Annotated in this window: 21 protein-coding genes; 10 read left to right on the top strand and 11 right to left on the bottom strand. The window is 72.5% G+C overall.

Annotated features, from left to right (window positions below):
• Positions 1-124: 124 nt before the first annotated feature.
• Entirely contained in the window at positions 125-1,342 is a 1,218-nt protein-coding gene (locus tag AB0B20_RS09095) for an oxygenase MpaB family protein (protein ID WP_013285315.1), read from the top strand.
• 12 nt (positions 1,343-1,354) lie between these two features.
• Here the strand turns inward: AB0B20_RS09095 and AB0B20_RS09090 are convergent, their stop codons facing one another.
• Positions 1,355-2,518 carry a TetR/AcrR family transcriptional regulator gene (locus tag AB0B20_RS09090; RefSeq protein WP_357469380.1) on the bottom strand — a complete coding sequence of 388 codons (1,164 nt, stop codon included), beginning with the start codon at positions 2,516-2,518 and terminating at the stop codon, positions 1,355-1,357.
• 92 nt (positions 2,519-2,610) lie between these two features.
• Complete coding sequence (locus AB0B20_RS09085) at positions 2,611-3,813, bottom strand: TetR family transcriptional regulator (protein WP_357469377.1); 1,203 nt, start codon at positions 3,811-3,813, stop codon at positions 2,611-2,613.
• 162 nt (positions 3,814-3,975) lie between these two features.
• On the opposite strand from AB0B20_RS09085, the gene AB0B20_RS09080 reads away from it, so the two are divergent.
• Positions 3,976-5,190: an acetyl-CoA C-acetyltransferase gene (locus tag AB0B20_RS09080; RefSeq protein ID WP_357390202.1), complete on the top strand. Its 1,215-nt coding sequence runs from the start codon at positions 3,976-3,978 to the stop codon at positions 5,188-5,190.
• Between the two features lie 9 nt (positions 5,191-5,199).
• Positions 5,200-7,347, top strand: coding sequence for a 3-hydroxyacyl-CoA dehydrogenase NAD-binding domain-containing protein (locus tag AB0B20_RS09075; RefSeq protein WP_357469375.1), 2,148 nt, complete (start codon positions 5,200-5,202; stop codon positions 7,345-7,347).
• A gap of 55 nt (positions 7,348-7,402) precedes the next feature.
• Here AB0B20_RS09075 and AB0B20_RS09070 read toward each other — a convergent pair whose 3' ends face one another.
• Positions 7,403-8,554 carry an acyl-CoA dehydrogenase family protein gene (locus tag AB0B20_RS09070; RefSeq protein WP_357469372.1) on the bottom strand — a complete coding sequence of 384 codons (1,152 nt, stop codon included), beginning with the start codon at positions 8,552-8,554 and terminating at the stop codon, positions 7,403-7,405.
• Between the two features lie 76 nt (positions 8,555-8,630).
• On the opposite strand from AB0B20_RS09070, the gene AB0B20_RS09065 reads away from it, so the two are divergent.
• Entirely contained in the window at positions 8,631-10,121 is a 1,491-nt protein-coding gene (locus AB0B20_RS09065; RefSeq protein ID WP_357469368.1) for an aldehyde dehydrogenase family protein, read from the top strand.
• Between the two features lie 4 nt (positions 10,122-10,125).
• Here AB0B20_RS09065 and AB0B20_RS09060 read toward each other — a convergent pair whose 3' ends face one another.
• Positions 10,126-10,806, bottom strand: coding sequence for a GntR family transcriptional regulator (locus AB0B20_RS09060; protein ID WP_357390210.1), 681 nt, complete (start codon positions 10,804-10,806; stop codon positions 10,126-10,128).
• Positions 10,807-10,822: 16 nt separating this feature from the next.
• On the opposite strand from AB0B20_RS09060, the gene AB0B20_RS09055 reads away from it, so the two are divergent.
• The 4 genes from AB0B20_RS09055 to AB0B20_RS09040 are packed head-to-tail and all read left to right on the top strand — an operon-like array spanning position 10,823 to position 14,976.
• Positions 10,823-11,641, top strand: a complete 819-nt coding sequence (locus tag AB0B20_RS09055; protein ID WP_357469364.1) for an enoyl-CoA hydratase-related protein — start codon at positions 10,823-10,825, stop codon at positions 11,639-11,641.
• Complete coding sequence (locus tag AB0B20_RS09050) at positions 11,638-12,795, top strand: CaiB/BaiF CoA-transferase family protein (protein WP_357469361.1); 1,158 nt, start codon at positions 11,638-11,640, stop codon at positions 12,793-12,795. The genes AB0B20_RS09055 and AB0B20_RS09050 overlap by 4 nt, the downstream gene beginning before the upstream one ends.
• On the top strand, positions 12,795-13,823 hold the full coding sequence (locus tag AB0B20_RS09045; RefSeq protein WP_357469359.1) for an LLM class F420-dependent oxidoreductase: 1,029 nt from the start codon (positions 12,795-12,797) through the stop codon (positions 13,821-13,823). Before AB0B20_RS09050 ends, AB0B20_RS09045 begins: the two co-directional genes overlap by 1 nt.
• A gap of 19 nt (positions 13,824-13,842) precedes the next feature.
• A complete protein-coding gene (locus AB0B20_RS09040; protein WP_357390218.1) occupies positions 13,843-14,976 on the top strand; it encodes an acyl-CoA dehydrogenase family protein in 1,134 nt (377 codons plus the stop codon).
• Here AB0B20_RS09040 and AB0B20_RS09035 read toward each other — a convergent pair.
• From AB0B20_RS09035 to AB0B20_RS09020, 4 genes are all read right to left on the bottom strand, one after another.
• Positions 14,962-15,669, bottom strand: coding sequence for a helix-turn-helix domain-containing protein (locus AB0B20_RS09035; RefSeq protein WP_357469355.1), 708 nt, complete (start codon positions 15,667-15,669; stop codon positions 14,962-14,964). The two genes, AB0B20_RS09040 and AB0B20_RS09035, sit on opposite strands and share 15 nt — an antisense overlap.
• Positions 15,670-15,806: 137 nt before the next feature.
• A complete protein-coding gene (locus AB0B20_RS09030) occupies positions 15,807-16,559 on the bottom strand; it encodes a succinate dehydrogenase/fumarate reductase iron-sulfur subunit (protein WP_357390223.1) in 753 nt (250 codons plus the stop codon).
• The gene (locus AB0B20_RS09025; RefSeq protein ID WP_357390225.1) at positions 16,556-18,493 is read right to left on the bottom strand and encodes a fumarate reductase/succinate dehydrogenase flavoprotein subunit; all 1,938 of its coding nucleotides are present in this window, start codon (positions 18,491-18,493) and stop codon (positions 16,556-16,558) included. The genes AB0B20_RS09030 and AB0B20_RS09025 overlap by 4 nt, the downstream gene beginning before the upstream one ends.
• Before the next feature lies 1 nt (position 18,494).
• Positions 18,495-19,226: a succinate dehydrogenase cytochrome b subunit gene (locus AB0B20_RS09020; RefSeq protein WP_357469352.1), complete on the bottom strand. Its 732-nt coding sequence runs from the start codon at positions 19,224-19,226 to the stop codon at positions 18,495-18,497.
• A 29-nt stretch (positions 19,227-19,255) separates the two neighbouring features.
• On the opposite strand from AB0B20_RS09020, the gene AB0B20_RS09015 reads away from it, so the two are divergent.
• Positions 19,256-20,191 carry a LysR family transcriptional regulator gene (locus AB0B20_RS09015; RefSeq protein ID WP_357390227.1) on the top strand — a complete coding sequence of 312 codons (936 nt, stop codon included), beginning with the start codon at positions 19,256-19,258 and terminating at the stop codon, positions 20,189-20,191.
• 114 nt (positions 20,192-20,305) lie between these two features.
• On the opposite strand, the gene hrpA is transcribed toward AB0B20_RS09015, so the two are convergent.
• A complete protein-coding gene (gene hrpA, locus AB0B20_RS09010) occupies positions 20,306-24,301 on the bottom strand; it encodes an ATP-dependent RNA helicase HrpA (protein ID WP_357469349.1) in 3,996 nt (1,331 codons plus the stop codon).
• A gap of 140 nt (positions 24,302-24,441) precedes the next feature.
• Between hrpA and AB0B20_RS09005 the strand changes: the two genes are divergently transcribed.
• Entirely contained in the window at positions 24,442-24,915 is a 474-nt protein-coding gene (locus AB0B20_RS09005; RefSeq protein WP_357469346.1) for a cytidine deaminase, read from the top strand.
• Positions 24,916-24,921: 6 nt separating this feature from the next.
• Here AB0B20_RS09005 and AB0B20_RS09000 read toward each other — a convergent pair whose 3' ends face one another.
• Complete coding sequence (locus AB0B20_RS09000) at positions 24,922-25,281, bottom strand: YciI family protein (RefSeq protein ID WP_357469343.1); 360 nt, start codon at positions 25,279-25,281, stop codon at positions 24,922-24,924.
• A 4-nt stretch (positions 25,282-25,285) separates the two neighbouring features.
• Positions 25,286-26,230 carry a MerR family transcriptional regulator gene (locus AB0B20_RS08995; protein ID WP_357469340.1) on the bottom strand — a complete coding sequence of 315 codons (945 nt, stop codon included), beginning with the start codon at positions 26,228-26,230 and terminating at the stop codon, positions 25,286-25,288.
• Positions 26,231-26,236: the final 6 nt, after the last annotated feature.

Here is a 26,236-nt window from a genome sequence, read left to right as displayed (position 1 = left end):
GATGCAGTCAAGCTCCTCTATGTTAATAGAAAATCACATCCCCGGATAACTCGAAACCTGCTTGTGCGCACCTCGCGGGCCGGTGTTCAGGGCGATGTCCGGTCGAAACCGGGAAGTGGTGCTAATGGAGAATCTCAGTAGACGAAGCGTCCTGACGCTCGGTGCCGCGCTGGGACTGGTAGCTGTGGCGGACGCCCCCAAGGCGTGGGCGTGGTCGTCGTCCGGCTCGATCGCCGGGACCGACACGGTCACCGACCCGTGGGACGTCTGGGACGACGACACCGACCCGCTCGTCGCCTCGATGCTGGACGCCGGTCAGATCCCGGCCGTGAACACCGCGTTCGCGTCCTGGATCCGCAACGGCGACGCGCTGCCCGCCGGCCTGCCCCCGGCGCTCACCACCTACCTGCGGCGGGTCAACACGCTGCCGTCCTGGGCCGACCAGGCCAAGCTGGACCGGGCCGCCCAGTTCAACAAGCGCATGAGCATGTACCTGTTCCTGCTCTACGGCCTGGGCAGCGGGATCATGAGCACGGTGATCCCGCGCGAGGCCCGCAACGTCTACTGGTCCGAGGGCGGCGCGGACATGAAGTCGCGCGCCGCGAAGACCTTCACCTACGGCTACGACCTGAGCGCCCCCGACGCGTTCAAGGCCACCGGCAGCTTCGTGGTGACCTCGCACAAGACGCGGCTCACCCACGCGGCGGTGCGGCACCTGCTGCCGCAGTCCGCGCCGTGGCGCGGCGTCACCGACCACCCGATCCCGATCAGCAACGGCGACATCCTCATCACCTTCCACAGCCTCGGCACGTACGTGCACCGCAAGCTGCTCGACTGGCGTCGCTGGGGCCTGCGGATGTCGGCCGCGGAGGAGGAGGCCTACCTGCACATGTGGCAGGTCGCGCTGCACCTGCTCGGCGTCCGCGACGAGTTCATCCCGAACAGCTGGGCCGCCGCCGAGGAGCAGTCCCGGTACGCGCTGTCCCCGCTCCTCGCGCCGACGCCCGAGGGCATCGACCTGGCCGACATCCTGCTGAACCTGACGTCCTCGGTGGACCTCGGCGTCACCCGGGGATTCCAGCGGGAGTTCGCGCGCTACGTGCTCACCGACCGGATCGGCGACTGGTTGCGGCTGCCGCGCGACTACATCTCCCGGGGCGTGATCGAGGCCGGCTGGCCCACGTACGTGATGTTCCGCGAAGGGCTCTCGCCGCTCATGCCGGAGACGTTCGGCCTGTTCGACAGGTTCATCCGCGGGCTGGCGATGCTGTTCCTCAACAACGGCTCGTCCGCGTCGCACACCCCGATCACGATCCCGGTGATGAACCGGCCGGGCACCTGAGCGGATGCGGCCTCACAGCGTCAGGGCGCCGGTGACCAGCGCGGTGACCGCGTCCCGGTGACCGGGCGAGTCCTGCCAGCGCAGGGCCCGCCCGGCCTCCACCGCCACGCCGAACCCGGCGTGCACGAGCAGCCGGGCATGCCGCCGGTCCAGGTCCGGCCGGACCGCCCGCAACTGCTGCTCCCAGACCGCGATGTGCTCGCGCTGGGCGAGGATCAGCGGACGCCGTACGTCGGCGGGCAGGCCGGCCACCTCGGCCTCGGCCACGCTGTTGAGGGTGTTGTGCTCGAAGCAGTAGGCCACGTACGCCGCCGCCAGCGCGACCACGGCCTGCCGCGGGTCGGCCGCCCGCTGGAGACTGCGGTCGACCGCCTGGGCGAGCAGTTCCGCCGCCTGGAGGCAGGCGGCCACCAGGATGTCCACCTTGCCGGGGTAGTGGCGGTAGATCGCGGACGGGGCGAGCCCCACCGCCTGGGCGATCTGCGCGTTCGTGACGGTGGCGAAGCCGTCCCGGGCGAACAGCGGCACGGCCGCGGCCAGGATCTGCGCGCGCCGGGTGCGGGGCACCGGCTGGGCGGGCAGCTCCACCAGCCGCGCGGTCCCGGCGGCTGTCGTCGGATCGGTGGCGACCACCCGCATCGCTGACCGCAGCACCAGGTCCTCGATCCGGCGCTGGGCGATCGAGGTGTGGTGCATGGTCACCGAGCCGATCACACCGAGCGCCGCCACCGCCCGCAGGCGCTCGTCGGGCAGCGGGTACTCCCGCCGTACCGTCTCGGTCACCCGGCCCACGACGTGGCCGAACTTCGCGCGGAGCAGGTGGCGGTCCGCGCGGCCGAGGTAGCGGGCCTCCCACCGGTAGAGGCCGCCGGAGGAGCGGTGCGCGACGGTGACCCGGGTGAGGGCCAGCAGCACGTCGGCCAGCGCCGCGTCCGGCGGCCACTCGTCGACGGCCCCGACCAGGTTGTCCACCATGACGTTCGCGCACTCGGCGAACAACGCGTACTTGTTCGGGAAGTGCCGGTACAGCGCGGGCGCGCTGATCCCGACCGCCGCGGCGATCTCCTCCATGGACGCGCCGTGGTAGCCGCGCTCGCTGAACACCTGCCCGGCCGACTCCACGATGACCTGCCTGCGGTTGCGTGGCCGGGTGGCCGCGGCCGGCCCGGTGGTCACCGGACCGTCCGGGCGGACGCGGACGGGCACAGGACCATAGGTGTCAGTCAACCACAGGGCCTCACGCCGCCCGGGCGGTCGCTGGACGCCGGTCAGGCGTGCAGGACGGCGAGCGCGAGCCGGGCGGTCTGGTCGTCGTAGCCCGCCGTGCGGTCGAAGCGGCCGAGCCGCCCGACGTCGGTGACCACGTTCAGCGCGGCGTGCACGAGCACCCGGGCGTCGCCGGCCGGCAGCTCCGGTCGTACCGCCCGGACCAGGCCCACCCACTCCTCGACGTGCAGCCGCTGCGCGCCGCGCAACTGGTGACGGTCCCGCTCCGGCAGGTTGTTGTTCTCCGCCAGGTACACCGCGACCAGGTCGCTCTGGCCGAACGCGAAGTCGACGTACGCGCGCACCACCCGGTGCAGCGCGTCGGCCGGGTCGCTCGCCTCGGCGATGGCCGCCGTGGTGGCACCGGTCAGCCGGTCGGTGGCCCGGTAGTAGGCGGCCGCGAGCAGGTCGGCCTTGCCGGGGAAGTAGCGGTACACGCTGGATGCCTGCATGCCCGCGGCGCGGCCGATGTCCTCCACCGCGACGGCGTGGTAGCCGTGCCTGTGGAACAGCCGCATCGCCTCGATCAGCAGCAGCTCGCGGCGCGACGCCGGGCGGACCGGCCCGGTGGCGGGGGAGTCCTCCACCCCGGTGCGCCGCCGGGGCGGCACCGTGGGCGCGTCGGTCCGCAGCAGCGTCCGGGCGACGCGGGTGAGCAGGTGCTCGGTGTCGGCACCGGCCGTCCGGTACGTGGTCACGCTGCCGAACGCGCTCAGCGCCGCGTTCACCAGCAGATCGGCCTGCGCGGCGGTCAGCTCGGGGCGCAGCTCGCGCAACGGCGCGGCGACGCGGCCGATGAGCGTGGCCATCGACGCGGCGAACTCCTGCCGGTGCTCGGGCGTCAGGTAGCGGCCCTCCCACTGGTACAGCCCGGCCACCCGCCGCCTGCTCACCGTGACCTCGGCGAGCGCGCGCAGCAGTTCGTCGAGCAGCCCGTCCGCGTCGTTCGCCGCCGGCTCCTCGGTCGCGGCGAGCAGGGCGCCGACGACCTCCCGGGTGGCGTGCACGAGGATCGCGTACTTGTTAGGGAAGTGCCGGTAGACGGCCGGCCCGCTGATGCCGACGGCGGCGGCGATCTCGTCGACCGAGACCCCGTGGTAGCCCCGCTCGCAGAACAGCTCGGCCCCGGCGAGCGCGATGCGGGCCTTGCGGTCCTTGGGCCGCCGGACCGGTGCCGGGACGGTGTCGCCTGCTGCTCGTCGCACCGCTACAGGTTAGCGCCCCCTCGCGTCCGTCAGGTGGTGCCCCACGCGCTTCCCGTCGCGGAGGCCGGAGCCGGACAGCGCGGAACGCTTCTTGACAAGGAGCCGCAGCCTCAAGAAAAGTTAGGCGAAATTCGCATGCGGGTGAGCGATGAGGAGCTTGGCATGACGACCGATGCGTTCATCTACGACGCGTTGCGCACGCCGCGCGGGCGGGGCAAGCCGACCGGATCGCTGCACGGGGTGAAGCCGGTTTCGCTCGTCACCGGCCTGATCGGGGAGATCCTGCGGCGGATGCCCGGCCTCGATCCGGCGCTGATCGACGACCTCGTGCTCGGGGTGGTGTCGCCGCTCGGCGACCAGGGCGCCGACATCGCCCGGACCGCCGCCGTCGCCGCCGGCCTGCCCGACACGGTGGCCGGCGTGCAGCTCAACCGCTTCTGCGCCTCCGGCCTGGAGGCGGTGAACATCGCCGCGCAGAAGGTGCGCTCCGGCTGGGAGGATCTCGTCCTCGCCGGTGGTGTCGAGTCGATGTCCCGGGTGCCGATGGGCTCCGACGGCGGGGCGTGGGCGCTCGACCCGGAGGTCAACTTCACCACCGGTTTCGTGCCGCAGGGCATCAGCGCCGACCTCATCGCCACCATCGCCGGCTTCGACCGGGAGACGGTGGACGCGTACGCGCTCCAGTCGCAGGCGCGGGCCGCCAAGGCGTGGGCCAACGGCTACTTCGCCCGGTCCGTGGTGCCGGTCCGCGACCGCAACGGGCTGACCGTGCTGGACCGGGACGAGCACATCCGGGCCGACTCGACGGCGGAGAGCCTCGGCGCGCTGCGCCCCTCGTTCGCCGAGATCGGCGAGAAGGCCGGCTTCGACGCTGTCGCGTTGCAGAAGTACCACTGGGTCGAGCGCATCGAGCACGTCCACACGGCGGGCAACTCCTCCGGCATCGTGGACGGCGCGGCGCTCGTCGCGATCGGCAGCGAGGCGGCCGGTGCCGCCGCCGGTCTCACCCCGCGCGCCCGCGTGGTGGCCACCGCGCTCAGCGGCGCCGACCCCACCATCATGCTCACCGGCCCGGCCCCGGCCGCCCGCAAGGCGCTGGCGAAGGCCGGTCTCGGCGTGGACGACCTGGACCTGGTCGAGATCAACGAGGCGTTCGCCGCCGTGGTCCTGCGGTTCGTCGCCGACCTGGGCCTGAACCCGGACATCGTCAACGCCAACGGCGGGGCGATCGCGATGGGCCACCCGCTGGGCGCGACCGGCGCCATGATCCTCGGCACGCTCGTCGACGAACTGGAGCGACGCGGCGGCCGCTACGGGCTGGCCACGCTCTGCGCGGGCGGCGGCATGGGCATCGCGACCGTGATCGAACGAATCTGAGGAGCACGAATGGCAAACACCATCCGGTGGGAGCACGGCGACGACGGCATCGTGCTGCTCACCCTCGACCATCCCGGCCGCTCGGCGAACGTGATGAACGCGGAGTTCGGCGCGAGCCTCACCGCCACTGTGGACCGGCTCGAAGCCGAGCGCGACCGGATCACCGGCGTGATCCTCACCTCGGCCAAGAAGACCTTCTTCGCCGGTGGCGACCTGGAGACCCTGGTGCGGCTGACCCCGGCCGACGCCGAGGCGTCAGCCGCCGACGCGGCCGCGCTCAAGCACGCCGTACGCCGGCTGGAGACACTCGGCCGGCCGGTCGTCGCCGCGATCAACGGCTCGGCCCTCGGCGGCGGACTGGAACTGGCGCTGGGCTGCCACCACCGCATCGTGCTCGACGACCCGGCCGTCGAGATCGGCTTCCCGGAGGTCACGCTCGGCCTGCTGCCCGGCTGCGGCGGCGTGGTGCGCACCGTCCGGCTGCTCGGCGTCACCGCCGCGCTTACCGACTGGCTGCTGCGCGGCCAGCGCCGCCGCCCGCAGGACGCGCTCGCGCACGGGCTGGTCGACGAACTCGCCGCCGACCGGGACGCCCTGATGGCCGCCGCCCGCGAGTGGATCGCCGCGAACCCGGACGCGACCCAGCCGTACGACCGCAAGGGCTACCGGATGCCCGGCGGCACCCCGTCCAGCCCGGGACTCGCGATGCAGTTGCCGGCCATGCCCGCGCTGCTGCGCAAGCAGCTCAAGGGCGCGCCCTACCCGGCGCCCCGCAACATCCTCGCCGCCGCCGTCGAGGGCGCCCAGGTCGACCTGGACACCGCGTTCACGATCGAGGGGCGGTACTTCACCGAGCTGGCCACCGGCCAGATCGCCAAGAACATGATCAAGGCGCTCTTCTTCGACCTCCAGGCCGCCCGGTCCCGCACCGCCGGTGGCGACCACCAGCCGGTACGCAGCGTCGCCGTCGTCGGCGCGGGCATGATGGGCGCCGCCATCGCGTACGTCTGCGCCCGCGCCGGGATGCGGGTGGTGCTCAAGGACGTCACCGCCGAGGGGGCGGCGCGGGGCAAGGCGTACTCGGCGGGCCTGCTCGACAAGGCGGTCGCCCGGGGCCGCTCCACGCCGGAGAAGCGGGACGAGATCCTGGGCCGCATCCACGCCACCGCCGACCTCGCCGACCTGGCGGGTGTCGACCTCGCCATCGAGGCGGTCTTCGAGGACCCGGCGCTCAAGCACAAGGTGTACGCCGAGATCGAACAGGTCGCGCCGGACGCGCTCATCGCCTCCAACACCTCAACGCTGCCCATCACGCTGCTGGCCGAGGGCGTCAGCCGTCCGGAGGAGTTCGTCGGGCTGCACTTCTTCTCCCCGGTGGACAAGATGCCGCTGGTCGAGGTGATCCGCGGGGAGCGGACGAGCGAGGCCACGCTGGGCCGCGCGCTGGGTGTCGTCCGCCAGTTGCGCAAGACGCCGATCGTGGTCAACGACAGCCGGGGCTTCTTCACCAGCCGGGTCATCGGGACGTTCACCAACGAGGGCGTGGCGATGCTCGCCGAGGGCATCCCGGCGGCGACCATCGAGCAGGCAAGCAGCCAGGCCGGCTATCCCGCGCCGGTGCTCGCGCTGATGGACGAGTTGACCCTCACCCTGCCCCGGAAGATCCGCCTGGAGACGGCCGCCGCGACAGTGGCGGCCGGGGGCACGTGGCAGCCGCACGCCGCCGACGCGGTGATCGACGCGATGATCGACGGGTGCGGCCGGACCGGACGCTCCGGCGGCGCCGGCTTCTACGACTACCGCGACGGCAGGCGGGCCGGGCTCTGGCCGGGGCTGCGGGAACTGTTCGGCGGCACGAACCTGGACACGCCGTTCGAGGACCTCAAGGAGCGAATGCTCTTCATCGAGGCGATCGAGTCGGTGCGGTGCCTGGACTCCGGCGTGCTGACCTCGGTGGCCGACGCCAACGTCGGCTCGATCCTGGGCATCGGCTATCCGAGCTGGACCGGCGGCGTCCTGCAGTACGTCAACCAGTACGACGGCGGGCTGCCGGGCTTCGTGGCCCGCGCCCGGGTGCTCGCCGAGCGTTACGGCGAGCGGTTCGACCCGCCGCCACTGCTGGTCGCCATGGCCGAGCGGGGCGAGCGGTTCGAGTAGACGACGACGCGGCCCGGCCGGTGTGGGGCGAACCCACCGGCCGGGCCGGGTCGCGTCAGAGCATCCGGTCGGACAGTCCGTACGTCTTGGCGATGATCTCGCGCTGGATCTCGCTCGCGCCGCCGTAGACTGTGGACACGATCGCCGAGCGGACCAGGCGCTCCATGTCGAACTCGGTGGTGTAGCCGTAGCCGCCCATCATCTGCATCGCGTCCAGCGCGACGCGCCGGGCCGTCTCGGTGGCCTTGAGCTTCGCCATCGAGGTCTCCCGGGGCAGCACCGTGTCCGGCGCCTTGTCGACCTTGGCGGCGGTGTCGTAGACCAGCAGCCGGGCGCACTCGATCTCGGTGGCCAGGTCGGCCAGGCGGTGCCGGATCACCTGGAACGATCCGATCGGCCGGCGGAACTGGCGGCGGTCCTTCACGTACGCCACCACGTCGTCGAACGCCCGCCGGGCGATGCCGAGCACCACGCTGGCGAGGATCAGCCGTTCCATGTTGAGCCCGGCCATCAGCTGCCGCCAGCCGTGGTCGACCCGGCCGACCACCGCGTCGGCGGGCAGCACGCAGTCGGTGAAGTAGAGGTCGTTCACCTCCCGGCCGCCCATGGTGTCGATGCCGGAGACGGTCAGGCCGGGCGCGCGGGCCGGGACCAGGAACATGGTCAGGCCGTGGTGGTCGCCGGCCCGGCCCGAGGTGCGCGCGACGAGCAGGATGTGCTCGGCCAGGTGGGCGTTGGAGCACCACGTCTTCTGACCGTTCACCACCCACCCGTCCCCGCGCCGTTCGGCACGGCAGCTCAGGTTCGCAACGTCCGAGCCGGCCTCGGGCTCGGACATCGCCACCGCCTCGACCACGCCGCGCGCCACCCCGCTGAGGATCAGCTTCTTCTGCTCCGGTGTGCCGAACCGCTGGTAGGTGGCGGCGACGATGATCGAGGTGGTGAAGCCGCCGATCGGCGCCATCGCCCGGCTGGTCTCCTCCAGGAACAGGCACAGCTCGGTCGTGCCGGCGCCGCCGCCGTCGAACTCCTCCGGCAGCGACAGGCCCAGCCAGCCGAGGTCGGCCATCTTCCGGTACAGCTCCGGGCTGTGCGGTTCCCGCCCGCCGTTCGTGAGGTTCTGCCGCTGCTCGCGGGTGCCCACCTCGCGGCGGCAGAAGTCGCGCACCGCCTCGACAAGTGACAGTTGCTCGTCGGTCCACTCCACAGCGGTACCTCCAGCGCATCGTGAGGGATTGACAGCAAGGCTAGACTATCGAATATCAAATGTCAGGAGGCTGCCGATGACGTCCCTCGTTGAGCACCCTCGCCGGCTGCGCGTCGTCGACCCGGTGACAGGTGAGCACCGCGCCGACTACGACATCGCCGACGACGCCGCAGTACGCGCCGCCGTGGCGCGGGCCCGCGAGGCGGCCGGCTGGTGGTCCGGCCTGGACGCCAAGCAGCGCCGCCGGCACCTGCTTGCGTACAAGGCGGCGGTCGCGGGCGGCATCGAGGAACTGGCCTGCCTCGTCCGGAGCGAGACCGGCAAGAGCCTCGCCGGGGCCCAGCTCGAGGTGATGCTCGCCGTCGAGCACCTGGACTGGGCGGCCCGGCACGCCGGGCGGGTGCTCAAGCGACGGTCCGTCTCCTCCGGCCTGCTCGCGTTCAACCAGGCCGCCTCCGTGGAGTACGTGCCGTACGGCGTGGTCGGCGTGATCGGGCCGTGGAACTACCCCGTCTACACGCCGATGGGCGCGGTGTCGCACGCGCTCGCGGCCGGCAACGCGGTGGTGTTCAAGCCCAGCGAGTTCACCCCGGGCGTCGGGGTGTGGCTGGCCGAGCGCTGGCACGAGCTGCTTCCCGACCACCCGGTCCTCCAGGTCGTCACCGGCGACGGCACGACCGGCGCCGCGCTGTGCCGCGCGTCGGTCGACAAGATCGCGTTCACCGGGTCGGCGGCGACCGGCCGGTCGGTCATGGCCGCCTGCGCCGAGAGCCTGACACCCGTGGTGATCGAGGGCGGCGGCAAGGACGCGCTGATCGTCACCGCCGACGCCGACCTCGACGCGGCCGCGCGGGCGGCGGTCTTCGGCGGCCTGGGCAACGCCGGGCAGACGTGTGCCGGCGTCGAGCGCGTCTACGTCGAACGGTCCGTCTGCGAGCCGTTCCTGGCCACGCTCACCGAGCTGGCGCGGCAGGTCCGGCCGGGCCCCGAGCCGGACGCGCCGTACGGGCCGATGACCACGCCCACCCAGCCCGAGGTCGTGCGGCGTCACGTCACCGACGCCCTCGACCGGGGTGGCCGGGCGGTGGTCGGTGACGCGGACTCGGTCCGGCCGCCGTTCGTGGAGCCGGTCGTGCTGACCGACGTGCCGGAGGACAGCGCCGCCGTCACCGAGGAGACGTTCGGCCCGGTGCTGGTGGTCAACCCGGTCGCCGACGCCGACGAGGCGGTCCGCCGCACGAACGCGACCAGCTACGGGCTCTCCGGCTCGATCTTCACCCGCGACCGCCGCCGTGGCCTGGCGCTCGCCGGGCGGCTGCGGGCCGGCGCGGTGTCGGTCAATTCGGTCCTGGGGTACGCGGGCGTGCCCTCACTGCCGTTCGGCGGCGTGGGCGACTCGGGGTTCGGCCGGGTCCACGGCGTGGACGGCCTGCGCGAGTTCGCCCGGGCGCGGTCGGTGACGTGGCAGCGGTTCCGGCCGCCGATCGAGGTGATGACGCTCCAGCCGTCCGCGTCGGCCATGAAGCGCTCGCTGGCGATGTTCGCGTGGCGTCATGGCCGCCGGTGACGGCTCACCCGTTCCACACGCCCAGCCCGTCCAGGTGCTTGACCAGCCGTTCCGCGCCGTCGGTGAAGTGCCGGGCCATGACCGGCCGGACGGCCTCCGGGTCGCCCGCGGCGAGCGCGTCGAGCAGCGCCTCGTGATCGGCGACCATGCCGGCCCGCCACTGGGCGTCGGCGGCGTAGAACCGCGACGGCGTGTAGCGGGTCACGGTGCGCAGCAGCCACGACAGCTTGCGCGCGTCGGCGAGCCGGTTGATCCGGCGGTGGAACTCGTATTCGAGCTGCTCGACCCGGCTGACCTGCCGGGCCTGGGCGGCGCGGCGCAGCCGCTCGTGCTGCTGCCGCAGGTCGTCGAGCTGCTCGGGGGTGATGCTGACGGCGACCCGGGCGGCCAGCTCACCGGCGATGTGGCCCTGGAGGCTGAACACGTCGATGATGTCCTGCCTCGACAGCGGCGCCACCACGTGCCCGCGGCGCGGTTGCAGCTCGACCATGTCCTCCGCGCGCAGCATCAGCAGCGCCTCGCGTACCGGAGTGATGCTCAGCCCGGTCTCCTGGGCGACCTCTTCGAGCCGGATGCGTTCGCCCGGGCGCAGCTGGCCCGACATGATCCGGTCGCGCAGCAGGCTCGCCACGGTCTCGGAGAGCTGGGGTTGGGAGACGTTCTGGATCCTGCCGCGGTCCGCCACCAGTTGAGGGTATCAAATGTCAAATGTCACAACCGGGACGCCGGCCGGCGCCGGACTGCGGGCCGCCACCAGGGGTGGTGTGCGCACCATCTGGTTCGACCGGCCCGACCGGCGCAACGCGATGACGCTGGAGATGTTCCGCGACTACTACGCGGCCCTGGTGACTGCGGACGCCGACCCGGAGGTGCGGGCGGTGGTGGTGACCGGCTCCGGCGACTGGTTCTGTGCCGGCGCCGACCCGGAGGCGCTCGCCGCGCTGCTGGACGAGCGCAACCGTGACCTGCTCGCCGGTGAGTTCGGGTTCCCGCCGCACCTGCCGTTGACGCTCGGCACGCCGATCGTCGCCGCGATGAACGGCGGCGCGGCGGGCCTGGGCCTGGTCCACGCTCTCTACGCCGACGTGCGGTTCCTGGCGGCGCGGGCGCGCCTGTCCACCTCGTTCAGCCGGCTCGGTCTCGTCGCCGAGTACGGCAGCGCCTGGCTGCTGCCCCGGCTGGTCGGCGTCGGCGCCGCGCTGGACCTGCTGGTGTCCGGCCGCAAGGTCGACGCGGTGGAGGCGCTGCGGATCGGACTTGTGCAACGCGTGCTCCCGCGCGACGAGGTGCTGGCCGAGGCCCAAGCCTATGCCGCCGAACTGGCCGAGCACTGCTCACCGGCGTCCATGGCGGTGATCCGGCGGCAGGTGTTCGGCGGCCTGGAGACCGGCGTGGGCGAGGCCGCCGCCGACGCGATCCGGCTCATGGTCGAGTCCCTGGCCGGCCCCGACTTCGGCGAGGCCCTGCTCAGCCGGGCCCAGGGGCGCCCGCCCCGCTTCGCCCCACGGGCCGGCGCGTGAGCGGCCCGCTCGCCGGCGTCCGGGTCGTGGAACTGGCCGGCATCGGGCCCGGCCCGTTCGCCGCCATGCTGCTCGCCGACCTCGGCGCCGACGTGGTGCGCGTCGACCGGCCGGAACCCGGCGCGTTCGCGGCCGGTGACCCCGGACAGAACCTGCTCAACCGGGGCAAGCGCTCGATAGTGGTGGACCTGAAGCACCCCGCCGGCGCCGAGGTGGTCCTCGCGCTGGCCGGCCGGGCCGCGATCCTGATCGAGGGCTGGCGTCCCGGTGTGGCCGAGCGGCTCGGCGTCGGACCGCAGGACGCGCTCGCCCGCAACCCGACCCTGGTCTACGGGCGGATGACCGGCTGGGGCCAGGACGGGCCGCTGGCCCGCGCCGCCGGCCACGACATCGGCTACATCGCCGTCGCCGGGGCGCTGCACCCGATCGGCCGGGCCGGCGGGCCGCCGCAGATCCCGCTCAATCTGGTCGGCGACTTCGGCGGCGGCTCGCTCTACCTGGTCGTCGGCCTCCTGGCGGCGCTGCACGTGGCCGGTGCCACCGGCCGGGGCCAGGTCGTCGACGCCGCCATCGTGGACGGCGCGGCCCACCTCACCACCCCGTTCGCCGGGCTGCTCGCGCAGGGCGCCTGGCGAGCCGAGCGGGGCCGCAACCTGCTCGACGGCGGCGCCCCGTTCTACGACGTGTACGCCACCGCCGACGGCGGGCACATGGCGGTGGGCGCGCTGGAGCCCCAGTTCTACGCCGAACTGCTGCGGCTGCTCGGGCTCGCAGGCGCGGACCTGCCGGCACAGCACGACGTGGCGGGCTGGCCGGTGCTGCGCGCCCGCTTCGCCGAGGTGTTCGCCGGCCGTACCCGCGACGAGTGGACCGCCGTGTTCGACGGCACCGACGCCTGCGTCGCACCGGTGCTGTCGCTGGCCGAGGCGCCGGGCCACTCGCACCTGCTCGCGCGCGGCACGTACGAGGAGCACTTCGGCGTCCGGCAGCCGGCCGTGGCGCCCCGCCTGTCCGGCACACCGGGCCGGGTCGGCGGCCCGCCGCCCGCGCCGGGCGCGGACACCGGGCCCGTGCTCACCGACTGGGGGCTGGGCGCACACCTACCGCGGTGGCGGGACGACGGCGTCGTCCGCCAGGGACAGGGAGTTCACTGATGCGTATCGGGACGACACTGGCGTACGCCGCCGATCCCCGCAGCGGCGCGGACGACGTGGCCGCCTGGGAACAGGACGGCCTGGACGTGGCCTGGGTGTCCGAGGCGTACGGCTTCGACGCGCCCACGGTGATGGGTTACCTGGCCGCCCGGACGAGCCGGATGCGCATCGGCTCGGCGATCCTGCCGATCTTCTCGCGTACCCCGGCTCTGCTGGCACAGACCGCGGCGGGCCTGGACGCCATGTCCGGTGGCCGGGCCATCCTCGGCCTCGGCGCGTCCGGACCGCAGGTGATCGAGGGCTGGCACGGCGTCGCCTACGACAGGCCGCTGGCCCGCACCCGCGAGGTGATCGAGATCTGCCGGCGGGTGTGGCGGCGGGAGACGCTGACGAACGACGGTCTCTACCCGCTGCCGTTGCCGCCCGGCGAGGGCACCGGGCTGGGCAAGCCGCTGAAGATGCTCACCCACCCGGTACGCGACCGCATCCCGATCCACGTGGCGAGTCTCGGCGACCGGAACGTCCGGATGACCGCCGAGATCGCCGACGGGTGGCTGCCGTTCCTCTACGACCCGCGGCGCGCGGGCGACGTCTGGGGCGCCGCGCTGGCGGCCGGCCGGGCGAAACGCTCCGCCGACCTCGGGCCGCTGGAGGTGGTGGCCGGCGGGCCGCTGGCCATCGGCCCGGACGTGACCGGGCTGCGCGACCTCGCCCGGCCGCTGATCGCCCTGTACGTGGGCGGGATGGGCGCCAGGGGCCGCAACTTCTACCACGACCTGCTGTGCCGCTATGGCTACGAAGCCGAGGCGGACCGCGTCCAGGACCTCTACCTGGCGGGCCGCAAGGCCGAGGCCGCCGCCGCGGTGCCGGCGGAACTGCTGGAACGCACCAGCCTGATCGGGCCGGAGAGCTACGTGCGCGACCGGGTCCAGGAGTACCGCGACGCGGGCGTGACCATCCTCAACGTGGCACCGCTGGGCGAGGACCCCCGGCGTCTCGTCGCCGCCGTCGCGGACATGGCCCGGTAGCGCGGGGAGGAGCTGACACATGGACCGCGCGATCTTCACCGCCGACCACCTCGCGTTCGCCGAACTGGTGCGCGCGTTCATCGACAAGGAGATCACCCCGTACCACGAGCGCTGGGAGGCAGACGGCATCGTCGACCGCGCCGTGTGGCGGGCCGCCGGGGCAGCCGGGCTGCTCGGGTTCTTCGTCGACGAGCGGTACGGCGGCGCCGGGGTCACCGACCGGCGGTTCCACGCCGTCCTGACCGAGGAACTCGCCCGGGCGGGCGCTAGCGGTCCGGCGTTCGGCCTGCACAACGACATCATCGGCCCGTACCTGACCGACCTGACCACCGAGGAGCAGAAACAGCGCTGGCTGCCGGGCTTCTGCTCCGGCGAGATCGTCACCGCCGTCGCCATGTCCGAGCCGGGCGCCGGCAGCGACCTTCAGGGCATCACCACCACGGCGGTACGCGACGGCGACGACTACGTCCTCAACGGGCAGAAGACGTTCATCAGCAACGGCATCCTGGCCGACCTGGTGATCGTGGTGGCCCGTACCGACCCCGGCGCCGGGCGGCGGGGGATCAGCCTGCTCGTGGTCGAGCGCGGCATGCCCGGCTTCGAGCGTGGGCGCAACCTCGACAAGCTCGGGCAGAAGGCGCAGGACACCGCCGAGCTGTTCTTCGCCGACGTCCGCGTACCGGTGGCCAACCTGCTCGGCGTCGAGGGCGAGGGCTTCGCCTACCTGATGCGCAACCTGCCCCTGGAACGGTTGTCGATAGCCGTCGCGGCGCTCGCCGGCGCCGAGACGGTGTTCGCGCAGACGCTGGACTACTGCAGGCAGCGCCGGGCGTTCGGCCGTCCCATCGGCAGTTTCCAGCACAACCGGTTCGTGCTCGCCGAACTCGCCACCGAGCTGCGCCTGGGCCGGGTCTTCGTCGACAACTGCCTGGTCGCGCCGGACCTGAGCGCGGAGACGGCGGCGATGGCGAAGTGGTGGTGCACCGAGTTGCAGCAGCGCGTCGTGGACCGGTGCCTCCAGCTGCACGGCGGGTACGGCTACATGCGCGAGTACCCGGTGGCCCGCGCCTACCTGGACGCCCGCGTGCAGACCATCTACGGCGGCACCACCGAGATCATGAAGGAGGTGATCGGCCGGTCACTCGGCCTCTGAGCCGGGCTCCAGCATGGGTACGAGGAACCGGCGGGCCATCTCCCGCAGCGCGTCGGCGTCGTCCAGGTCGATGACGTGGCTCGGGGTCAGCAGGAAGGAGCAGGACAACCGGGTCATCAGCTCGGCCACCACCTCCACGTCGACTGTGGCGGCGATGGTGCCGGCGCGCTGCTCGCGGCGCAGTTGCCCGGCGACGAACCGCTGCACGGTGGCCAGCGTCCGCCCGCCGTCGCTGATCATCGAGGGGATGAGCACGTCGGGTTCGACGCTCATCAGCCCGCCGATCAGCGGGTTGCGACGGATCGCGTCCAGCGCGCTGACGAAGCCCAGCACCACCCGGTCGCCGACGGTGGCCGCCTGCTGGATGTCGACCAGGAAGCGGTCGAAGTAGCGCCGGAACTCGCGGCGGACGACCTGCTCGACCAGCCGGTCCTTGGTGGCGAACCGGCGGTACGCGGTGATCCGGGAGACACCCGCCCGGCGGGCCACGTCCTCCATCGTGGAGCGGCGGATGCCCATCCGGCAGAACTGCTCGTAGGCCGCGTCGAGGATCCGGGTCGCCACCTCGTCGGTGTCGTCGGCGCTCTGCAACGCCTCGGTGAAGGCGCGTTCCAGCAGCGACTCCGGCGGGCCGGCCGGTCCGCCGTGACCCGCCTCGGGGGAGGACGCCTGCGCCGCAGCGGTCCGGGCCATGGGTGCCCTCCCGGGAGAGACGGTGACGCGGTTGGCGCTTCACCGTACCAATCGCCGGGGCGTACCCCCGCGCGAGCGCGACCGCCGCGCCCGGCGGATGCGGGGCGCGGCGGTCGCGTCTGTCGTGCGGTGTCCGGTCAGGAGCCGGAGCGCTTGGCGGTCGCCTTCAGGTAGTCCCGGTTGAGGCGGCCGATGGTGTTCAGCGGGATGCCCTTCGGGCAGGCTGCCGCGCACTCGCCGATGTTGGTGCAGCCGCCGAAGCCGGCCTCGTCGTGCGCGTCCACCATGCCGATCACCCGGGTGTAGCGCTCCGGCTGGCCCTGCGGCAGCAGCGAGAGCTGGGTGATCTTCGCGGCGGTGAACAGCATGCCGGAGCCGTTCGGGCAGGCCGCCACGCAGGCGCCGCAGCCGATGCAGGCCGCCGACTCGAACGCCGCGTCCGCGTCGGCCTTCGGCACCGGCACCGAGTGCGCCTCCGGGGCGCTGCCGGTCGGCGCGGTGACGTAACCGCCGGCCGCGATGATCTGGTCGAACGCGTTGCGGTTGACCACCAGGTCCTTGACGACCGGGAAGGCCCGGGCCCGCCACGGCTCGATGTCGATCGTGTCGCCGTCGGAGAACTGCCGCATGTGCAGCTGGCAGGCGGTGGTGCCGCGCTGCGGGCCGTGCGCCTCACCGTTGATCATGAGGCTGCACATGCCGCAGATGCCCTCGCGGCAGTCGTGGTCGAACGCGACCGGCTCCTCGCCGTCGAGGATCAGCCGCTCGTTCAGCACGTCGAGCATCTCCAGGAAGGACATGTCCGGCGACACGTCCCGCACCGGGTAGGTGACCATCCGACCCTTGTCCTCGGGGCCGGTCTGGCGCCAGATGCGCAGGGTCAGGTTCACTTGTAGCTCCGCTGCGTGGGGTGGACGTATTCGAAGGTCAGGTCTTCCTTGTGCAGCACGGGCTCACCGGTGCCGGTGTACTCCCAGGCCGCCACGTAGGCGAACCGCTCGTCGTCGCGCTGCGCCTCGCCGTCCGGGGTCTGGTGCTCGGCCCGGAAGTGGCCGCCGCAGGACTCCTCGCGGTGCAGCGCGTCGATGCACATCAGCTCGGCCAGCTCGAAGAAGTCGGCCACCCGGCCGGCCTTCTCCAGCGACTGGTTCAGGCCCTCGCCGTCACCAGGCACGCGCACCCGCTGCCAGAACTGCTCGCGCAGCGCGCGGATCTCGTCGATCGCCTTGCGCAGCCCGGCCTCGGAGCGCTCCATGCCGCAGTGCTCCCACATGATCTGGCCCAGCTCGCGGTGGAACGAGTCGACGGTGCGGTCGCCGTTGATCGCCAGCAGCCGCTTGATCCGGTCCTCGACGTCGGTACGCGCCGCGACCGCCTCGGGGTGGCTCGCGTCGACCTTCTCCAGCGGGCCGGAGGAGGCCAGGTAGTTGGCGAGCGTGTTCGGCAGCACGAAGTAGCCGTCCGCCAGGCCCTGCATCAGCGCCGAGGCGCCGAGCCGGTTCGCGCCGTGGTCGGAGAAGTTGGCCTCACCGATCACGAACAGCCCGGGGATCGACGACTGGAGGTCGTAGTCGACCCAGAGGCCGCCCATCGTGTAGTGCACGGCGGGGTAGATCCGCATCGGGACCTCGTACGGGTCCTCGCCGGTGATCCGCTCGTACATCTCGAAGAGGTTGCCGTACTTGGCCTCGATGGCCTGGCGGCCCAGCCGGTTGATCGCGTCGGCGAAGTCGAGGTAGACGCCGAGGCCGGTCGGGCCCACGCCACGTCCCTCGTCGCAGACGTTCTTCGCGGCGCGGGAGGCGATGTCGCGGGGGACCAGGTTGCCGAAGGACGGGTAGATCCGCTCCAGGTAGTAGTCCCGCTCGTCCTCGGGGATCTCCCGAGGGCTGCGCTGGTCGCCCTTGGCCTTGGGCACCCACACCCGGCCGTCGTTACGAAGCGACTCGCTCATCAGGGTCAGCTTCGACTGGTGGTCGCCGGAGACCGGGATGCAGGTCGGGTGGATCTGCGTGTAGCAGGGGTTGGCGAAGTACGCGCCCTTGCGGTGTGCCCGCCAGGAGGCGGTGACGTTGCAGCCCTTGGCGTTCGTGGAGAGGTAGAAGACGTTGCCGTAGCCGCCGGTGGCGAGCACGACCGCGTCGGCCATCTCGGTGCTGATCTCACCGGTGACCATGTCGCGGACCACGATGCCGCGTGCCCGGCCGTCCACGATCACCAGTTCGAGCATCTCGTGGCGGGCGTTCATCTCCACGTTGCCCAGGCCGATCTGCCGTTCGAGGGCCTGGTACGCGCCGAGCAGCAGCTGCTGGCCCGTCTGGCCCCGGGCGTAGAAGGTGCGCTGCACCTGGGCGCCGCCGAAGGAACGGGTGTCCAGCAGGCCGCCGTATTCGCGGGCGAACGGCACGCCCTGGGCCACGCACTGGTCGATGATGTTCACCGACACCTCGGCCAGCCGGTGCACGTTCGACTCACGGGAGCGGAAGTCGCCGCCCTTGACCGTGTCGTAGAAGAGGCGGTGCACCGAGTCGCCGTCGTTGCGGTAGTTCTTGGCGGCGTTGATGCCGCCCTGCGCGGCGATCGAGTGGGCCCGGCGCGGGCTGTCCTGGTAGCAGTAGGACCGCACCTGGTAGCCCTGCTCGGCCAGCGTGGCGGCGGCGGAGCCGCCGGCCAGGCCGGTGCCGACCACGATCACCGTCATCTTCCGGCGGTTGGCCGGGTTGACCAGCTTCATCTCGAAGCGGTGGCGCTCCCACCGCGTCTCGATCGGGCCGTCCGGGGCCCGGGTGTCGGCGATCGGGTCGCCTTCGGTGTAGAGATCCATGTCAGGACACCAATCCGGTGATCACGGCGAACGGGACCAGCAGGTAGCCGCCGACCAGCGCGACGGCGAAGACGAGCGCGGCGATCCGAGCCCGGCGCTCGCCCTTCGGCGTCTGCTGGCCGAGGCTGCGGAACGCGCTGAAGGCGCCGTGGCGCAGGTGGAAGCCGAGGGTCACCAGCGCGAGGGTGTAGAAGAGCGTGACGTACCAGCGCTCCGGCGCGAAGCCCGCGACCACGTTGCCGTACGGGTTGGACGGGTCGCCCTGCGGGTTCAGGTGACCCGTGGTCAGGTCGAGGATGTGGTAGATCACGAAGAGCAGGATGATCACACCACCCCAGCGCATCGTGCGGGCCGCGTAGTTCACGTGGATCTTGCGGCGGTGCGCGTACCGGACCGGGCGGGCGGCCCGGGACCGCATCGCGAGCACGGTGGCCGCGCCGATGTGCCCGACGACCGCGGCGGTGAGCACCGTGCGCTGGATCCACAGGAACCAGGTCGTCGGCAGCAGCGGCGTGCCGATGTCCCGCAGCCAGTGCGCGTAGTGGTCGAACGACGTCTCGCCCGTGAAGATCTTCAGGTTGCCGACCATGTGGGCGATCAGGAACAGCACAAGAATGATGCCCGTCACCGCCATGACGGCCTTGAGGCCGACGTTCGAGCGGATGGGCGACCGAGTTTTCGTGATTACCACGCGGTCGACGCTAGGAGCACTTCGATCAGGCGTCCAATGCATCGAAATCGCAGCATCGATAGCCGTAAGCTATGGTGATGCAGCTCCATCAGCTCCGGTACTTCGTAGCGGTCGCCGAAGTACGACATTTCACCCAGGCGGCCGATCTTGTCGGCATAACCCAGCCCTCGTTGAGTAAGCAAATTCACGCGCTGGAGACCGACCTGGGAGCCCCGCTGTTCGAGCGGGTAAGGGGCAACATCCGGCTCACCGCGGCCGGCGAGGTGTTGCTGCCGCTGGCCAAACGGATCCTGGCCGACGTGGAGACCGCCACCCGCGAGGTCCAGGAGCTGGTGGGGCTGCGGCGCGGCCGGGTCCGCCTCGGCGCCACGCCCAGCCTCGCCACCTCGCTCGCCCCACCGGTGCTGCGCCGGTTCCGCGACGCGCACCCCACCGTCGACCTGCGCGTGGAGGAGGGTGGCTCGCAGGACCTCGTCCGGGACCTGCTCCGCGGCGGCCTCGACCTCGCGCTGATCATCATGCCGTCGGCCGGCACCGACCCGGGGCTGCGCGCCGACCCGATCCTGCGGGAGAGCCTGGTGGTCGCCTCGGTCGACCCGCTGCCGGGCGCCTCGGCCACCGGCGAGCTGCGCATCACCGACCTGCGCGACCAGCCGCTCGTCATGTTCCGCGAGGGCTACGACCTGCGCGACGCCACGCTCCAGGCCTGCCGCGCGGCCGGCTTCGAGCCGACCCTGTCCGTCGACGGCGGGGAGATGGACGCGGTGCTCAGCTTCGTCGAGGCCGGGCTCGGCGTCGCGCTGGTGCCCGGCATCGTGGTGGCCCGCCGCGCCGGCATCCGGGTCACCCGGCTCGTGCCGCCCGGCGTCCGCCGGACCATAGCGGTCGCCCGCCGCCGCGACGTGGTGCCCACCCACGCCGGGCGCGAACTACGCCGCATCCTCCTGGAGTACGTCCACGACGCCACCGCCACCGCCGAACTCCCCCCAGGCGTAGAACCCCTCTAGGGCCCCCTCTCCCGCGCGATCTTGCACTTTCGGCCCCGGCGAAAGGTGTGAATGCCCCAGCGCGGGGGCACCAAGTGCAAGATCGACGAGCGCGGCGGCGCGCGGCGGGTGGCGTCAGCGGGACTCGGCGTCGTCCATGGCTCGGTAGATGCGTTGCTCGGAGACCGGGTAGGGGGTGCCCAGGGCCTGGGCGAAGACGTTCACCCGCAGCTCCTCGATCATCCAGCGGATCTGGCGGACCGCCGCCTCCTGGCGCCGGGCCGGAGACAGCGCGGCCAGCATGTCCTGGTACTCCTTCTGCACCACGGCGACCCGGTCCTGCTGCTGCTTGTCGCGCTGCGGGTTGCCGGGAAGCCGGTCCAGCCGGCGCTCGATCGCGGTCAGGTAGCGCAGCAGGTCGGGCAGGCGCGCGTACCCCGTCTCGGTGATGAAACCCTTGTGCACCAGGCCGGTGAGCTGGTTGCGGATGTCCGCCAGCGCGGCCACCACCGTGAGGTTGCGGGTGGCGCCGAGCCGCTGCTCCACCGCGTACGCGGAAGCGAGCACCCGGCGTACCCGATCCATCACCTCGACCACGGTGTCCACCAGGTCCGCGCGCACCCTGTCGCGCAGCGCGGCGAAACCCTCGGCGTCCCAGGCCGGGCCGCCCGCGTCGCCGATCAGCTTGTCGATCGCCGCCCCGGCCGCGTCCTCGATCAGCTCCGGCACGCTGCCGTGCGGGTTGCGGGACAGCGCCAGCTTCGCCTCGTTGCTCAGCCGCCCCTGGAGGAACTTCGCCGGTGACGGCGTCGTCAGCCGCAGCAGCCGCCGGGTGCCCGCCCAGTGCGCCGCCTCCTGCTCGGCGGCCGAGTCGAACACCTTCACCCCGACCGTCGCGCCCTCGTCCACCAGCGCCGGGTACGCGGTCACCGCGAAGCCGGCGCGTACCTGCTCGATGGTGCGCGGCAGGGTGCCGATCGACCACCCGGTCAGCCCGGTACGGGCCACGTCCGGCGCGGCGGCGGCCACCACCTGGCGTACCTCCTGGCGCAGCTCGCGTTGCAGCGCCGGCAGGTCCTTGCCCTCGGCGACCGGCTTGTCGTCGTCGCCGAGCACCCGGAACGTGACCCGCAGGTGCGGCGGCAGCCGGCCCAGGTCCCACGCGTCCGCCGGTACGGTCACGCCGGTCATCCGGCGCAACTGCCGGGTCAGCGCGGCGAGCAGCGGCTCCTCGCCCGGGGTGATCGCGGCGAGCGCGGCGCGGGCGTAGTCGGGCACCGGCACGAAGTTGCGCCGCACCGGCTTGGGCAGCGACCGGATCAGCGCGATCACCAGCTCCTCGCGCAGCCCCGGCACCTGCCAGTCGAAGCTCTCCGCCGGCACCTGGTTGAGCAGCGGCAGCGGGATGTCCACTGTGACGCCGTCGGTGGGCACTGTCGGGTCGAACGTGTACGTCAGCGGCAGCGTCACGCCGTCGGCCCGCCACTCGTCGGGGAAGTCCTCCTCGTCCACCCCGCCCCGGCCGTCGTTGACGAGCAGTTCACGGGTGAACGTGAGCAGGTCGGGCCGCTCCCGGCGGGTCTTCTTCCACCACGAGTCGAAGTGCCGGCCGGAGACCACGTCGGCGGGGATGCGCTGGTCGTAGAAGGCGAAGATGGTCTCGTCGTCGACCAGGATGTCGCGGCGCCGGGCCCGGTTCTCCAGCTCCTCGATCTCGGTCAGCAGCTTCTGGTTGTCCCGCCAGAACTGGTGGTGGGTCTGCCAGTCGCCCTCGACCAGGGCGTGCCTGATGAACAGCTCCCGGCTCAGACCTGCGTCGATCCGCCCGAAGTTCACCTTGCGGGAGGTGACGAGCGGGATGCCGTACAGCGTGACCTTCTCGTAGGCCATCACCGCGGCCTGCCTCTTCTCCCAGTGCGGCTCGCTGTAGCTGCGCTTGACCAGGTGCTGCGCGAGCGGCTCGACCCATTCCGGCTCGACCCGGCCGGCCACCCGGCCCCACAGCCGGGACGTCTCCACCAGCTCGGCGGCCATCACCCAGCGCGGCGGCTTCTTGAACAGCGCGGACCCGGGGAAGATCGCGAACTTCGCGCCCCGCGCGCCCAGGTATTCGTGCTTCTGCGCGTCCTTGAGACCGAGGTGCGACAGCAGGCCGGGCAGCAGCGACTGATGCACCTTCGGGGTGTCGATCTCCTCCGGCAGGTCGGCGCCGGCGCCGCGCCGGCCCTCACCCTTGTCGGCGGTACGCAACACCTGGCGCAACTGGCTGACGATGTCCTGCCACTCGCGTACCCGAAGGTAGTTGAGGTATTCGGCCTTGCACATCCGGCGGAACGCGCCCGACGACAGCTCCCGCTGCTTCTCCCGCAGGTAGCGCCACAGGTTCAGGTACGCGACGAAGTCGGACTCCTTGTCGGCGAACCGGGCGTGCGCCTGGTCGGCCTGGGCCTGCTTGTCGACCGGGCGTTCGCGCGGATCCTGGATGGACAGCGCGGCGGCGATCACCACCACCTCGGTGGCGCAGCCGTTGCGCTCGCCTTCGAGGACCATCCGGGCCAGCCGGGGGTCGACCGGGAGCTGCGCCAGCCGCCGCCCCAGCGCGGTGAGCCGCTTCGCCGGGTCGGACTCGGCCGGGTCGAGCGCGCCCAGCTCGTGCAGCAGGTTGACGCCGTCGGTGACGTTGCGCCGGTCCGGCGGGTCGATGAACGGGAACGCCGCCACGTCGCCGAGCCCGATCGACGTCATCTGGAGGATGACCGAGGCCAGGTTGGTGCGCAGGATCTCCGGGTCGGTGAACTCGGGGCGGGAGGTGAAGTCCTGCTCGTCGTAGAGGCGGATGCAGATGCCGTCCGAGGTACGCCCGCAGCGGCCCTTGCGCTGGTTGGCGCTGGCCTGCGAGACCGGCTCGATCGGCAGCCGCTGCACCTTGAGCCGGCTGGAGTAGCGGGAGATCCGCGCGGTGCCCGGATCCACCACGTACTTGATGCCGGGCACCGTCAGCGAGGTCTCCGCGACGTTCGTGGCCAGCACCACCCGGCGGTTGGAGTGCGCGGCGAAGACCCGGTGCTGCTCGGCGGTGGAGAGCCGGGCGTACAGCGGCAGGATCTCGGTGCCGAGCAGCGACCGCTTGGACTGCACCAGCTTGCCGAGCGCGTCGGCGGTGTCCCGGATCTCCCGCTCGCCGCTGAGGAACACCAGGATGTCGCCCGGCCCCTCGGCGGCCAGCTCCTCGACCGCGTCGCCGATGGCCTGGATCTGGTCCCGGACGTTCTCCTCGTCGGCCTCGTCCTCCTCCTCGGCCTCGGTGACCTCGACCAGCGGCCGGTAGCGGACCTCCACCGGGTACGTACGCCCGGACACCTCGACCACCGGCGCCGGCTCGCCCGCGGCGTCGGCGAAGTGCTTCGCGAACCGGTCCGTCTCGATGGTCGCCGAGGTGATGACGACCTTGAGGTCGGGCCGGCGGGGCAGGAGCTGCCTGAGGTAGCCGAGGATGAAGTCGATGTTGAGGCTGCGTTCGTGCGCCTCGTCGATGATCAGCGTGTCGTACTGCCGCAGCATCCGGTCGGTCTGCAACTCGGCCAGCAGGATGCCGTCGGTCATCAGCTTGACCAGGCTGTTGTCGCCCACCTGGTCGGTGAAGCGCACCTTGTAGCCGACCACGTCGCCCAGCTCGGTGCCGAGCTCGTCGGCGATCCGGTCGGCGACGGTGCGGGCCGCCAGCCGGCGGGGCTGGGTGTGCCCGATCAGGCCGGTGATCCCGCGCCCCAGCTCCAGGCAGATCTTGGGCAGCTGGGTGGTCTTCCCGGAACCGGTCTCACCGGCCACGATCACCACCTGGTGGTCGCGGATCGCGGCGGCGATGTCGTCCTTGCGCTCGCTGACCGGCAACTGCGGCGGATAGGTGATCGCCGGCACTGCCCCGCGGCGGGACTCCAGCCGCGACTCGGCCCGGGCCACGTCGGCCGCGATCTCGGCCAGCGCCGCCTCCCGCCGCTGCGGGTCGCGCAGCTTGCGCACGCCGTCGAGCCGCCGCTGGAGCCGCCGCTGGTCGCGGAACATCAGGGGGGCGAGGCGGCGGTGCAGGTCGCGGGCGGTCTCAGGGGCGGCGGGTACGGCTGGATTCTGCATGTCGTCGCCAAGGATAGGCAGCCGCGCGGCGGACCGCTCCCGGGTTACCGGCGCTGGGCGTGCCCTCCCCGGCCGGGCCGTCCCCGCCGGATAAGGTTGCCGCCGACGAGGCCGACGGACGAGGCCGACGAGGGGCGGGGATGATCATGCGGGACACCGACCGGGCGCTCGTGCAGGCCGCCACCGCCGTCGCGAAGCTGCGCTGCCGCAGCGACAACCACACCGTCGCCGCCGCCGTACGAAGCACCGACGGCCGGGTGTTCAGCGGCGTGAACGTCTACCACTTCACCGGCGGCCCGTGCGCCGAGGTGGTGGCCCTCGGCGCCGCCGCGACCCAGGGCGCGGGCGAGCTGGAGGCGATCGTCGCGGTGGGGGACCGGGGGCGGGGCGTCATTCCGCCGTGCGGGCGCTGCCGTCAGGTGCTGCTCGACTACTTCCCGTCGATAAAGGTGATCCTCGGCCCGCCCGACGGGCTGCGCGCCATCCCGATCGCCGACCTGCTGCCCGAGACGTACGTCTGGTCCGACCACCAGGTCGAGGTGCCGGTGGCCGCCCGCGCCGGGGTCTGGCCGACGCCCGTGGTGCCGGGCAGCCGGCAGGCAACGGAGGACTGACCCGCCTCAGTCGCCGGCCGCGGCCTCCAGCATCGAGCGGGGGACCGGCACCAGCTCGAAGCGGACCTGACCCTCCGGCACCATCCAGCTGCTCACCCGCGCGACCAGCCGTCCCGCCCGGACGGCCGGGTCGTTCGCGTACAGCTCACGGGCCATCTGCGGGTCGACGGACAGCACCGCGAAGCCGCGGATCCGCTCGTCGTCGCCGTCCAGGAACGGTCCGGCCGCGAGTACCGCGCCCTGCTCCACCAGCCCGGCCTGGTGCGCCAGGTGGGCGTCCTGAATCCGGTCGAGGGCGTCCTGTGGCAGCTCGGGCGCGTCGTCCGGGCGGACCAGGAGCACCACTGTGTGCCTGTCGAATCGCATGCCCTCAGGCTAGGGGCTGCCGGGCGCACAGTGCCCGGATCGACCAGTCCAGCACCGGTGCCAGGCTCTCGGCCGGTGGCCAGCCGTTGACCACGCAGAGCAGTTCCAGGTACCGCTCCCGGCGGGGATCGCGCGCGGTCCGCAACCGGTCCAGCATCCGGAGGCGCAGGTCGGCGTCGTCCGGCACGTCGCAGAGCCGTGCGTACCGGCTCGCCGCCCGGGCCAGGACCGGGTCGGCCCCGGGCGAGGCCGGTTCGACGCCGTCGGCGAGCGCCGGGGCCACCTCCTCCCGGATCACTGTGACCACGTCCCGGCGTACGCCCTCGACGCCGGCCCGATCGGCCGCGTGCTGCTCGGCCAGCCGGCACAGCCCGGCCCGGAAGGACGGGTCCAGGGCCAGCTCGGCCAGCTCCGCCCACGCCTCGATCTGGCCGTCGTCCGGATCGTCCGGCAGCTCCGGCGTGAGCGACCGGCGGATGCCCGCGAACGCCGGCTCGCTCAAGCCCCCGAACGCCGCGTCGAGGAACTCGTCGACCAGCCGCCGTCGCTCCCGTGCGGCCAGGCCGGCCAGCCGGTGCAGCAGGTCCGCCTCGGACGGCGTGGCCCCGCGCCGGGCGATCACGGTCAGCACCGCGCGGCGCGTCCGCAGCAGGCGGATCTGCGCGGTCAGCGCGTCCGCGTGCGCCGAGGCGACCTCGGGCAGGGTGACCTCGCGCGTCACCACCCGGCGCACGGTGGGCAGGTCCACACCCAGTTCGCGCAACGTCCGCACCAGGTCGAGCCGGGCCACCGCCGCCGCGTCGTAGCGCCGGTGGCCGGCCGGTCCCCGGTCGGTGGGCGGCACGATGCCGCTGTCGGACCAGAACCGGATGGTCTTCACCGGCAGCCCGGTCCGCCGGGCCAGGTCACCGATCGAGTAGCGCTCCGCACCGTCCATGCCGACCACCATCGCGCC

The organism is Micromonospora sp. NPDC049151 (assembly GCF_040648395.1).
Lineage (GTDB): Bacteria > Actinomycetota > Actinomycetes > Mycobacteriales > Micromonosporaceae > Micromonospora.
Note: the sequence above shows the minus strand (reverse complement) of the source record. Positions and strands in the feature narration are given on the sequence as shown.